General features: G+C 35.2%; 14 protein-coding genes and 1 riboswitch. All 14 genes read right to left on the bottom strand.

Annotation, left to right across the window (positions count from 1 at the left end; genetic code table 11):
* Window positions 1-176: 176 nt before the first annotated feature.
* Complete coding sequence (gene der / locus Q2T76_RS04840; RefSeq protein ID WP_302084398.1) at window positions 177-1,490, bottom strand: ribosome biogenesis GTPase Der; 1,314 nt, start codon at window positions 1,488-1,490, stop codon at window positions 177-179.
* Between the two features lie 52 nt (window positions 1,491-1,542).
* A complete protein-coding gene (gene rpsA / locus Q2T76_RS04835; protein WP_302084397.1) occupies window positions 1,543-2,742 on the bottom strand; it encodes a 30S ribosomal protein S1 in 1,200 nt (399 codons plus the stop codon).
* A 63-nt stretch (window positions 2,743-2,805) separates the two neighbouring features.
* Complete coding sequence (gene cmk / locus Q2T76_RS04830) at window positions 2,806-3,462, bottom strand: (d)CMP kinase (protein WP_302084396.1); 657 nt, start codon at window positions 3,460-3,462, stop codon at window positions 2,806-2,808.
* 66 nt (window positions 3,463-3,528) lie between these two features.
* Window positions 3,529-4,257 carry a LysM domain-containing protein gene (locus tag Q2T76_RS04825; protein WP_302084395.1) on the bottom strand — a complete coding sequence of 243 codons (729 nt, stop codon included), beginning with the start codon at window positions 4,255-4,257 and terminating at the stop codon, window positions 3,529-3,531.
* An 80-nt stretch (window positions 4,258-4,337) separates the two neighbouring features.
* Window positions 4,338-4,892 (bottom strand): ECF transporter S component, encoded by a 555-nt coding sequence (locus Q2T76_RS04820; RefSeq protein ID WP_302084394.1) that lies wholly within the window; start codon window positions 4,890-4,892, stop codon window positions 4,338-4,340.
* A gap of 75 nt (window positions 4,893-4,967) precedes the next feature.
* Window positions 4,968-5,085, bottom strand: a riboswitch (FMN riboswitch).
* Window positions 5,086-5,087: 2 nt separating this feature from the next.
* Window positions 5,088-5,819 (bottom strand): pseudouridine synthase, encoded by a 732-nt coding sequence (locus Q2T76_RS04815; RefSeq protein ID WP_302084393.1) that lies wholly within the window; start codon window positions 5,817-5,819, stop codon window positions 5,088-5,090.
* Window positions 5,812-6,405: an SMC-Scp complex subunit ScpB gene (gene scpB / locus Q2T76_RS04810; RefSeq protein WP_302084392.1), complete on the bottom strand. Its 594-nt coding sequence runs from the start codon at window positions 6,403-6,405 to the stop codon at window positions 5,812-5,814. The genes Q2T76_RS04815 and scpB overlap by 8 nt, the downstream gene beginning before the upstream one ends.
* Entirely contained in the window at window positions 6,389-7,141 is a 753-nt protein-coding gene (locus Q2T76_RS04805) for a ScpA family protein (RefSeq protein WP_302084391.1), read from the bottom strand. Before Q2T76_RS04805 ends, scpB begins: the two co-directional genes overlap by 17 nt.
* Window positions 7,141-7,515 (bottom strand): RibT protein, encoded by a 375-nt coding sequence (locus tag Q2T76_RS04800; RefSeq protein WP_302084390.1) that lies wholly within the window; start codon window positions 7,513-7,515, stop codon window positions 7,141-7,143. The genes Q2T76_RS04805 and Q2T76_RS04800 overlap by 1 nt, the downstream gene beginning before the upstream one ends.
* A gap of 9 nt (window positions 7,516-7,524) precedes the next feature.
* Entirely contained in the window at window positions 7,525-8,424 is a 900-nt protein-coding gene (xerD, locus tag Q2T76_RS04795) for a site-specific tyrosine recombinase XerD (RefSeq protein ID WP_302084389.1), read from the bottom strand.
* Between the two features lie 16 nt (window positions 8,425-8,440).
* Window positions 8,441-9,307 (bottom strand): S1 RNA-binding domain-containing protein, encoded by an 867-nt coding sequence (locus Q2T76_RS04790; RefSeq protein ID WP_302084388.1) that lies wholly within the window; start codon window positions 9,305-9,307, stop codon window positions 8,441-8,443.
* A 7-nt stretch (window positions 9,308-9,314) separates the two neighbouring features.
* Window positions 9,315-9,776 (bottom strand): DUF441 domain-containing protein, encoded by a 462-nt coding sequence (locus Q2T76_RS04785; RefSeq protein WP_302084387.1) that lies wholly within the window; start codon window positions 9,774-9,776, stop codon window positions 9,315-9,317.
* A gap of 79 nt (window positions 9,777-9,855) precedes the next feature.
* Window positions 9,856-11,628: a pyruvate kinase gene (gene pyk, locus Q2T76_RS04780; RefSeq protein ID WP_302084386.1), complete on the bottom strand. Its 1,773-nt coding sequence runs from the start codon at window positions 11,626-11,628 to the stop codon at window positions 9,856-9,858.
* Between the two features lie 31 nt (window positions 11,629-11,659).
* On the bottom strand, window positions 11,660-12,619 hold the full coding sequence (gene pfkA, locus Q2T76_RS04775) for a 6-phosphofructokinase (RefSeq protein ID WP_302084385.1): 960 nt from the start codon (window positions 12,617-12,619) through the stop codon (window positions 11,660-11,662).
* Between the last annotated feature and the right edge of the window lie 24 nt (window positions 12,620-12,643).

Genomic DNA, 12,643 nt, shown 5'->3' with positions numbered 1-12,643 from the left:
AAAACCTCCAGAATATTATATTGTTTCGAACAATATGCATTTATTTTTCGAACAATGACAATGGCATATCATCATCCCAAAGACTAAATTACCATATTGATTGTTATTAGGACAAGCCTAAAGTTGTTTTTTTGATGTTTTTTTTGATAAAAATCATTTTATTGAATTTTTTTTTTCTATTTTCTCATCCTAGCAATGATCTTTATCGGCGTACCAGTAAAGTCAAAGGTTTCTCTCAATTGATTTATCAAGAATCTTTCGTAGGAAAAATGCAATAATTGTGGATCATTTACAAAGACAACAAACGTTGGCGGAGCGATTGCCACCTGTGTCATATAGTAAATACGTAGCCTTTTTCCATTAATGATTGGTGTCGGTGCAATTGAAGTAGCTTGTAGCAAGATATCGTTAAGTAAGGATGATTGTACCCTCATCTGACGATTCTCATGTACTTGTTGCACAACTTCAGGAATTTTGCTCAAACGTTGATTCTTAGTAGCGGATGTAAAAATAATTGGAGCATATGAAAGATATTGAAATTCTTCTTTAATTTTATTTTCGAAGTCTTTCATTGTCTTATCAGTCTTAGTCAATAAATCCCATTTATTAACTAAGATAATTACTCCACGTCCAGCATCATGAGCATAGCCAGCAACATGCTTATCTTGTTCACGAATACCTTCATCAGCATTTAAAACCACACAGACAACATCAGAACGGTCAATTGCACTTAAAGCACGCAGAACCGAATACTTCTCAGTATTCTCATAGACTTTCCCCTTTTTACGGATTCCGGCTGTATCAATCATGGTAAATTCTTGGTCAATGTCTTCGTCATAAAACTTAGTATCAATTGAATCTCTTGTTGTTCCTTCGACATTAGACACAATTACTCGATTCTCACCTAAGATGGCATTCACTAATGAAGATTTACCTACATTAGGGCGTCCAATAAAACTAAATTTGATTGAATCATCAACAATTTCTTCCGCATCAGCAGGAAATTCTTTAACAATATTATCAAGAAGATCACCAATACCAGTTCCTTGTACTCCTGACACTGGATTTGGCTCACCAAAACCAAGAGAATAAAAGTCGTAAATATCTTGTCTTTGTTCCGGATTATCGGCTTTATTAACGGCTAGAACGACCGGTTTGTTGGTCTTGTATAAAATCTTCGCAACATCTTCGTCTTCTTTGGTAATTCCTGTTCGACTATCAGCAATAAATACAATGATATCTGCCTCTTCCATTGCAATTTCAGCTTGTTGCTTAATCATTTCAGACATTTTTTCTCCAGTGATTTCAATTCCACCGGTATCAATCAGTCTGAATTCTTTTCCCAACCAATGGGCACGCGAATAAATTCGATCACGTGTTACTCCAGGAGTATCTTCGACAATCGATAGTCGTTCATTTATTATTCGATTAAAAATTGTTGATTTCCCAACATTGGGGCGTCCAACTAACGCAACTACAGGCACTACCATATAAATTATCCTTTTTTAACTGCAAAAAAGCTGGTTCCCCAGCTCTTTTCAATTACTCTTTATTGTCTTCTTCGTCGTTCTTAACGACATCTGCCATATTGAAACCGTGGCTTTCTTCAGGAAGTTCAAAATCTGTTTCTTCTTGAATTTCTTCCTTATTAGGATTTTCAGTTAATTGTTTAATTGAAAGTCCAATACGTTTTTTATCAACATCAATGCTGATAACTTTAACTTCGACATCTTGGCCAGCTTCAAGAACATCAGCTGGAACCTTGATATGATCCCATGAAATTTCTGAAACATGAACTAATCCTTCGACATTTGGAAGAATTTCTACGAAAGCACCGAAGTCAGTCAATTTCTTAACTTTTCCAGTAACCGTTTGACCAACGCTTAGATCGGTCTTAACTTTGTCCCATGGTCCTGGTTGTAATGCTTTAATTGATAATGAAAGTTTGTCTTTTTCTTTATCAAGACTTAGCACTTTAACTTTAACTTCTTGGCCAACTTTCAAAACATCAGATGGTTTGTCGATATGGTCGTATGAAATCTCAGAAATATGAACAAGTCCGTCAACTCCACCAACATCAACAAAGGCACCAAAGTTAGTTAATCTTCTAACTGTTCCATCAATTTCATCACCGGGTAAAATCTTACTGAAGATTTCTTCTCTGGCTGCATTTCTTTCTTCTTCTTCAATAATTCTATGGTTTAGAACTAATCTGTTCTTAGATTTATCGACTTCAGAAATTTCTACCATAAATGTTTGACCAACATATTGATCTAAGTCTTTTACAAAACTAGTAGAAATTAAAGATGCAGGAATGAAACCACGAATTCCTTTAACATCGGCTAATAGTCCATTCTTAACTGTCTGAATAACTGACACGTTAAAACGAGCCTTATTATCAAAGTCACTTTGTAAATCTTCCCAAACTTTTTGAGCTTCAATACGTTTCTTAGATAATAAGAAACTACCATTTTCTTTATTAGGATTTAATCTTGAAACAACAACTAATTCAATTTTATCTCCACGAGTTAGTTCGTCTCTCAAGTCAACATTCTTATCATTAGAATATTCTTTGGCAGTTAAAACTCCTTCAACTCCTGCTCCATCGATTCCAATAATTGCTTCTTTGTCATCAATAGCTAGGATTTCTCCAGTTATTTTATCCCCAATACCCACATTACCAATACTGTCTAATGCAGATAATAGTTCTTGATTCATTTCATCACTTGAAGAATTCGTCATAATTCACACCTCTTTTGCATTCTATATTAATACTAATGGAAAAAACTTCTAAAAACTAGTATTTTAATTATTTTTTATTATATTTATAACTCTTAGCACTACTTCGTCGATTGAAAGTCCTGTTGTATCAAGTTCAATCGCGTCATCAGCTTTTTTTAATGGTGATATCAAACGATGGGAGTCTTTGTAGTCACGTTCAGCAATTTCGGTTTCTAATTTTTCTAAAGAAACAGAAACTCCTTTTGCCTCATATTCTTTGAAACGACGAACTGCCCGTTCATGAACACTGGCAATCATAAATATTTTGACATCAGCATTAGGCAATACCGTCGTTCCAATATCACGCCCATCCATAACGACACTTTTTTCGGATGCTATTTGTTGTTGCTGTTTAACTAAGTCTTCACGAACTTGTTTCAAAGCTGAAACTTCAGAAACATTATTAGTAATATCTACACTTCTAATCTGTTCGCTGACATCTTCATCATTCAAAAAGACTTTTTGTCCGTCAGTTTCATTTTTAAAATTGATTTGATACTTCTTCATCAACTCAATGATCTGTTTCTCATCTCCGTAGGCAACACCATTTTTCTTGGCCATCAAAGTTACCGCACGATACATGGCTCCAGTATCACAGTAGATAAAATTAAGTTGTTTTGCGACTAACTTCGCAATAGTACTTTTACCTGCCGAAGCAGGTCCATCAATTGCAATTTGCATAACTATCAGAACTCCTAAATTAATCAAAATAAAAAGAACGAAAAAACTTTCGCTCTTTATTCTACATTATTTTACTCTTAAACGCATTCCTGGTTGTAAAACAGTTCCAGGTGCTAATCCATTAATTGCATATAATTGATCAGTTGTTAGATTGTGATTATAAGCAATTCTAAATGGGTTGTCACCGTTTTTAACGGTGTAATATGTATCAGCAGCTTGAGTGTTAGCTGCTGTACTTTGTTGTTGAGTATTACTTTCTTGCTGTTGATTTGCTTGTGATTCGTTGTTAGCATCAGCGGCAGCTTTTTCTTCATCAGCTTTTTTCTTAGCAGCTGCTTCTTCTTCAGCCTTCTTCTTATCTGCTTCTTTTTTCTTATCAGCAGATTTCTTCTTTGATGAACTATCAGACTTAGAAGATTTTTTGGCAACTTTTGAAGTATTAGGCTGTGAGTTAGCCTTTGAATCAGAAATCCAATTAAATACCGGAATAAACATCAAGATAACTAGGACGGCGAACAAGGCCATAACTAAAGTTTTTACTCCACGTTTCTTTTGCTTCTTAGCAACACGTGAAGTTGGTTGTTGTTCCTGTTCCTCATTAGTAACTGTAGGCTCAGGAGTAACTTCAGTATCGAATTGTTTGTCCCATGGATGATAACCATTTGTTTTGGTATCTATTTTGGTATCGTATTTAGTATTTATTTTTTCTAAATCCTCTGGTGATACAGATCCATTCAGACCTGAAACTGAATCAGGTAATTTATTCTTTAAATCAGAATCATTTTTATCGCTCACGGCATGATCCTCCTTATCTTATCTTGATAATCCTATCATACAGATATTAAGAAAGTATTAAATAGTTTTAAAGAATTTTCTTAAAAACTTTGTCGTTTCAAAAAGTCAGCTAACCGTTGATATACAACCCATGTAACTGCTGTAACTAAGAACCCTTTGATTAAGTTAAAGGGTATCACAATTGTCAAAATATATTGTGATAATGGCATATTGATGTTCATTCCTGCCAAGTTCATATAGATTGGCATTAAGAAGAAATAATTCACTAAAGCACTGACAACAGTTAAAGAAATAATACTTATAATTGCTTTGATAATTTTGCGATTACTTTTAATCAAAACAATCGGCAACATAATTGCCAAACTACCTAAGAAGCCAGAAAAATTACCAACTAAACCGATAACTCCACTTCCTTTAATCAACCAATTAGCAATTGAACGAATGAAAGCAATCAACGTTCCACCAATTGGTCCAAAAGAAATTCCGCCCACAATCGTGATAACATCACTAAAATCAACTTTCAAAAATGGTGCTGTAGGCAAAACTGGAAACTCAAAAAACATCACGATGGTTGCTAAAGCAGACAAAACTGCGATTGTCACCATCTTCTTGGTGCTGAAAAACTTAGTACTCATAATAATTACCAACTTTCCGTTGGTTTTCCAATAAAAAAACTGTTTTTTAGCATACGCAAAAAAACAGGTCTCTCAACTTGTTTTCTTCCATCTAGACTTTAACTATCGGCTTCGGAGTTTCACCGAATCAACCATTTCTGGGTCGCGGGCTGTCACCGCCGGTCGGGAATTTCACCCTGCCCTGAAAACCAACTATTATAAATTTTTTGTATTTTTAAGAAGTAAATTTACTTCCGTATTACTTAAATCACGATACTCTCCAGAATTTAATCCGTCAAGAGTTAAGAAGTCATATTTTTCTCGAGAAAGTTTATCAACTTTTGCTCCAATGGCATCAAACATATCTTTAACCTGATGATTGTGCCCTTCATGGATAGTTACTCTAACGATAGCCTTATTTTTAAGCCGATCTTCTGAGAGAACTTTTACCCTTGCAGGAGCGGCTTTATACTTCTTCAACTTAATTCCTTTTTCAAGTTTTGCAATATCTTCTTTTTTAGGAATAGCGTTTATTTTCGCAATATAGGTCTTATTTACTTTGTACCGTGGATGCATCATTTTGTTAGCAAAATCGCCATCGTTAGTTAGAATCAATAATCCAGAAGTATCATAATCTAGACGTCCAACTGGATATAGTCGCTCGTTGATGTCTTTGATATAGTCAGTAACAACTGAACGATCTTTTTCATCCTTAACCGATGAAATAACTCCACGGGGTTTATAGAATAAGAGATATCTCTTTTCTTGTTGATGAATTAGTTTCCCATCAACTTTTATTTTGTCACCACCGGAAACCTTGAACCCTAATTCTTTAACCACTTCACCGTTTACTTCCACAGATCCTTGTTGAATTAGTTCTTCAGATTTTCTTCTGGAGGCAACTCCAGCATTGGCCATTACTTTTTGAAGACGTTCTTGTTTAGTCATTTGCTTCCTCATTTTCTAATTCTTGGAATTTACCATAAAACAAATCTAAGTTGCCATCTCGATCCAAGTCAGTATCTTCAAATTCACTTATATCAGGTAATTCTTTTAAGTCTTTAAGACCAAAATAGTCTAAGAATTGATCCGTTGTAACATAAAGAATTGGTTTTCCAGGAACATCTTTACGTCCTTGTTCTTTAACTAATTGACGAACCATCAAAGTCTGTAAAGTCCCTGAACTCTGTACTCCACGAACTTCGTCGATTTCAACACGAGTGATGGGTTGCTTATAGGCGACTATTGACAGAATTTCTAGAGCCGCTTGACTCAAGGTCGTTGATAGCCCGCTTTTAAAGTAACGATTCAATAATGGTCCGTATTCTGGCTTAGTGACTAATTTATAAGTGTCTTCAAATTGGTTGATAGTAAGTCCACTATTTTCATCTTCATCCAGAATGTTTTTAAGAGCTTCCATTGACTGTCTAGTAGCAGACGTTGAAATTTCTAAGAGCTCGGCAATAATACCAATCTCTAAACCTTGGTCGCCACTCGTATATAAAAGTGCCATTAATTCAGCTTGATACTGCATCGGAATCTCCCTTCCAAATAATTAGTAAATCATCATTGATTGTTGGTTGTTCACAACTAACTTGATGGCTTTTCATTAATTCTAAGGTAGCCATAAAAGTTGTCACGACTTCATCAATTGAATGCTGATTATTCAATAGTTCTCGGAATTTACTACTCTTTTGAACTTTATTTCTCAATTTATCAAGAATACTTATTTGAGCCTCTTCAATCGAAAGAGTTTCATTTTGAACTGTTTCAATAACCGGCTCACGATATTTTTGTCGCTTCAAAATATCTGCCATTGTCAAAGCTAAGTCAGAAACTAAAACCGAATCTGGTTGTAAGAACGGTTTAATATCATGGTCAGGAACACTAATTTCTTTAGCAAATGACAAGCGACGTCCGGTTTCTCTTTCACCAAAATACTCACTAGCTTTTTTGAAGGTTTGGTATGCCAACAATTGAGCTACCAAATCATCACGTGGATCACTGTCATCTAGTTGATCTTCTTCGTCATAAGAATTCTTTGGCAACAATAGTTTACTCTTGATAGACATTAAAGTTGAAGCCATAACTAAATAATCCCCTGCAATATCAAGCTGCAAAGTCTTCATACTATTTAAAAAATTAATATACTGACTGGTAATTTCTGCGATTGGAATATCGTAAATATCAATCTTAGATTCTTTGATTAAATGTAACAACAAATCCAAAGGCCCTTCAAAATCAGTCAGAACAATTTTTAGTTCTTCCATTATTGTTTCGTTCCTTGTATCTTCTTATCACGTTTCCAATTATTTACCATACTAGATAATTCACGTGAAGCCAAGATGTGTTTATCACTATGTAAGTTCTCAATGTCCTCAAAAATATGATGAATATTCTTCCCAGTTCGATAAGCTGGATTCAAACAAATATATCGAATATAAACAAAGTCTTCGCCGGTATTAACTGCTGTGATACCAACGAAATCGGTATCGTTTTGACGACGATATAAATACAACTGATGATTTTTAGTTTGAAATAATTCTAGTTCTTTATTTAAAAAATCAACATCTTTCAAATCCTTACGATATGACAAAAATCCCATCGCAATTTTTTTATATTCATCAATATACGGTACCAGCATAATTCTCTCCTAAGATCTGGGATGTGATTTATTATACACGTCTCTCAATCTTTGTTTAGTTATATGTGTATAAATTTGGGTAGTAGAAATATCGGAATGGCCTAATAGCTCTTGTACTACTCGCAAATCAGCTCCATTTTCCAACAAATGCGTGGCAAAAGAATGACGTAATGTATGAGGAGTAATATCTTTTTTGATTCCAATCTGAAGAATATATTTCTTTATCATTTTCCAAATTGATTGCCGAGTTAATCTCTTTCCCCGAAAATTCAAAAATACTGCCCGATTCGAGCCATATTTTTCAACCTGCAAATCGCGTACTTCTTCGAAATACTTATTAATCCATTTAACGGCTGTATCGCCAATTGGAATTAATCGCTCTTTGTCACCTTTTCCCAACGTTTTGATTAATCCTAAATCCAAATGTAAATCATCTAAATTCAAATTAATTAATTCAGAAACTCGAAGTCCAGTGGCATACATCGTTTCTAAAATTGCTCGATCTCGTATTCCTAGAGCCTGACTAGTATCTGGCGCTTCTAGTAAACGATCAATTTCTTGCATTGACAATGCAGCTGGTAGGTGAATTCCTTTTTTAGGTGAATCCATATCAACCATTGGATCAGTTTGAATCAAATGATTTCTCATTAACCATTGGTAGAATTTTCTCAATGAAGAAAACATTCTCAAAATCGAATTCTCGGCTTTATTAGTCTTCAACTGGGTGAAAAATTCTAGAATTTGGTTTCTTTGTTGCGGAAAATCTTTGATTTTCTTTGATTCTAAATAGTCTACAAATTCAACAATATCTTGTTGATAAGAAGTAATTGTATTTCTGGATAAACCACGATCAAGGCGTAAATAGCGTGAATAGTCATTAATAATATCTAACATTTTTGCTCGATCCATAACTATTCACTCCCATCTAATCTTTCTTAATTAATTCCGTATAACCATCAACTTGCTTAATATATTTATTCTTCAATAGATTTCCAATAGCACGCTTGAAACTGGCCTTACTAATTCCAAAATAATTCATGATATCTTCTGGACTACTCTTATCTGTGTAAGGAATTTTGTTATCCTTGGCATGTTTTAAAATCTGCAAAATCATTTGGGCATCTTCACTGATTTCTTCATAGGCAAAAGGCTTAAAAGATACATTGTAGCGATAGTGACTTGTCCCGATTGTTCTTCCTTTAACCCTTTGGCCAATTCTCAAAGCGCCAGTTGCTTCATTAGGATGAATGAAGCCTAGATAGTAGTCGTCAGTTAATAAGAAACTACCAGAAAGGCGATTGGCAATAATTTGGCCTTCGACAAAACGATTCTTGTCGTTTTCTGGAGCAGTTCTAACTAACTGGTCAACAAGGTCAATATCAGCAAGTTTTCCCCACATTCGTTCTTTATTGTCATTAACAATCTTCAATAACAAAACATCGCCTTTTTTAGGCCATTCATCTTTTTCCAAAGGTAAATCATCTAAAGAAACCACGATATCTTTGTCAGGTAAACCAATATCAACAAATACTCCTAAGTCTCTTCTTGAGTCAACAACTGTCCCTTTGCCATATTTACCAATCTGAGCATCAGGAACTACTGTGGTAATAACATTTTTGTGACTCATATTTTCATAGATAAACCCAGTTACTTGGTCATCAATGTGATATTCATTTTTTAATTCTGATTTGTTTAATTCAAACGTCGTTCCATTTAAACTTACAAAGTATTTTTCATCGTTTTCATCAGAAATATTTCCTGTTTGAATCGAACCGTATTCTATTTCACTCATTATGCACCTATTTTATTCCTACTGTACTTAGTAAAGATACTATTATATATGTCATGCCGCCTGCAATTACTGGACCGGCAGCAACTCCCTTAAATAAAACTACCCCAACTATTGTACCAAATATCAAGGCAACAGTAATCTCTGGTTGACCAAAAAGTAAATTAATTCCATGTCGTGACAAAATTGCTACCAAAATTCCACAAATAACTGCTACTACCCCAACTGGAGTCTTCAAAGCATTTAAAAGGTCCGAAAAATTTACCTCTCCAGTCGCAATTGGAATCAAAATTGTTAATGAAATTATCGTGATACCAATATTCATTCCTTGTTTAGTTAAGAAATCAAAAATTGCTGTTGAGTTCGGAACTAGTTTAATTAATAAAACCAAGACTGAGGCTATCATTAATGGTTGATTCTTTGCTAAAACAGAAATCACAAAAATTCCTAATAAAAACAACCAACTTTCCATGCGTAATTCTCCTTTAAAAAAAGCTGAGAAAATATTCTCAGCTTTTTAAATTAATCTATTTATTTATTATAACATCTTCTTAAAGAGTACTTGAAGCACCATGGTATACAGATCCACGACGAGCATCAACAGTAATTGTATCACCGTCTTTAACAGCTGTAGTAGCACCTTCAGCACCAACAACAACAGGTAGACCCATAGCAATTCCTACTACAGCAGCGTGTGAAGTTAATCCACCAGCTTCAACAACTAGAGCTGAAGCTTTTTCAATTGCTGGTAAGAAGTCTTTATCAGTATTCTTAACAATCAAGATGTCACCTTTGTTAACTCTTTGAACAGCTTCCTTTGCTGATTCAGCTACGACAGCTTTACCAACAACAGCTTCATCACCGACACCTTGTCCACTTACTAATTGTGAACCGATACGGATAATTCTCATCACGTTAGTTGTTCCACTTTCACCAACTGGAACACCAGCAACAACGATGATCAAATCACCTTCTGAAGCAAATCCAGCTTCTTGAGCTTGGCTAGCAGCTAAATCAAACATGTCATCTGTATTAGCTGGTCTTTCAGCAACAACTGGATAAACACCCCAGTTAACTGTCAAACTACGTTGAGTTTTTTCATCAAAAGTAACAGCTAAGATATCTGTACTTGGACGATACTTAGAAATCATCCTTGCTGTATATCCAGAGTTTGTAGCAGTAACGATTGCCTTTACTTTTAATTCTTCTGCTGATCTAACAACTGATTCACCGATTGATTCAGTGATGTTTGAGCCTTTATATTCTTCAAATCTTTGTAATGCAAGAGTGTTAGTTCCCTCTTCCATTTGTTCTTGAGTTCTTTGGTCGATACGAGCCATTGTAGCAACAGCTTCTACAGGATAATCACCGTTAGCACTTTCACCTGAAAGCATTGTAGCATCAGTACCATCCATAACAGCGTTAGCAACGTCAGTTACTTCAGCACGTGTAGGACGTGGGTTATCTTGCATTGAATCTAACATTTGTGTAGCTGTAATAACAGGTTTTCCAAGAGAGTTACATTTCTTAATCAAAGCTTTTTGAACGAAAGGAACATTTTCAAATGGAATTTCCACACCCATGTCACCACGAGCAATCATTAAACCATCAGAAACTTTTAGAATATCGTCAATGTTGTCGATACCTTCTTGTGATTCAATCTTAGGGAAAATTTGAATGTTTGTAGCATTCTTTTCTTCAAGAATTTCACGAATATCCAAAACGTCTTTAGCTTTTCTAACAAATGATGCAGCGATGAAGTTAACACCTTGATCACAACCGAAGCGAATATCATCAGCGTCTTTTTCAGTGATACCTGGTAAGCGAATTTCAACACCAGGAGCGTTAACACCTTTTTTAGATCCAATCATTCCACTGTTCATAACTTCTGTAACTAATTCTTTGTTAGCTTCGTCTTTTTCGGTGATCTTCAAACCAACTTCACCATCATCGATTAAAACAGTTCCACCAACATGAGTATCATCAAACAATCCAGGGTATGTAACAGCGATTTTATCTTCGTTACCTTTAACTGAAGTATCCATAGAAATACGAAGTGTACTTCCTTTTTTAGCTTCAAACTTACCAGCTTCTTGGTCAGTTGTACGGATTTCAGCACCTTTTGTATCAAGCATCAAACCAACTGTTTTACCAGTGATTTTTTCAGCTTCGCGAACATTAGCAATTCTACCAGCATGTTCTTCATGGTCACCATGTGAGAAATTGAAACGGAAAACATTAGCTCCTGATTCAATTAATTTAACTACGATGTCAACAGTATTACTTGCAGGTCCTAATGTACTAACAATTTTTGTTCTTTTCATGAATTAATTCTCCCTAATCTAATATTTAAAATTATCGACTCATTGATTCATTGAGATCAAACAATGACATATCTGGTTTGTGTTTACCATCAAAGAGATCAAGCATATTGTGGTAAGTCAATTGGTTGTCCAAAATTCCTACGGCAATACCACCTTTACCTTCAAGAAGTAAATCAACCGCATAAGCACCCATCTTTGATGCTAAAACACGATCTCTAGCAGTTGGTGAACCACCACGTTGTACATGTCCTAAAACAGTACTTCTAACTGAGAAATCACCATGTTCTGATAGTTTCTCAGCAAATTCGTCGGCGTGCATAACACCTTCGGCTAAAACAACAATGATATGCTTCTTGCCTTTTTCACGAGCAAGTTTGATTTTTTCTGCGATTGCTTTGATATCAAATTGATGTTCAGGAACAACAATCTGTTCAACACCACCAGCAACACCAGACCAAAGAGCAATATCACCTGCTCCACGTCCCATAACTTCTACAACGAAAGTTCTAGCATGTGAAGTAGCAGTATCACGAATCTTATCAATGGCTTCAACAACTGTTGAAACAGCTGTATCAAATCCAATTGTAAAATCTGTATAAGGAATATCATTATCAATTGTTCCTGGTAGTCCAACGGCGTTAAAACCATGTTCAGTTAAACGTAGAGCACCGTGATAAGAACCATCACCACCAATAACAACTAAAGCTTCAATTCCAAATTTCTTTAATTGTTCGATTCCTTTAAGTTGCCCTTCTTTTTGAGCAAACTCAGGATAACGAGCTGAGTACAAGAAAGTACCACCTCTAGAAATACGATCAGATACAGTTTGTTCAGTCATTGGGAAGATATCCCCAGCAACTAATCCAGCATAACCATAGTTAATTCCGTATACTTCTAGTCCTTTGTCAATTGCATGTCTTGTCACAGCACGAATAGCTGCGTTCATACCAGGTGCATCGCCACCACTAGTTAAAATACCAATTCGCTTCATTTTCACTCTCCTGTTATATATCTA

The sequence above is a fragment of the Lactobacillus sp. YT155 genome, assembly GCF_030504545.1.
Taxonomy (GTDB): Bacteria; Bacillota; Bacilli; order Lactobacillales; family Lactobacillaceae; genus BQUT01.
This window is presented reverse-complemented; position numbering and strand designations above follow the sequence as displayed.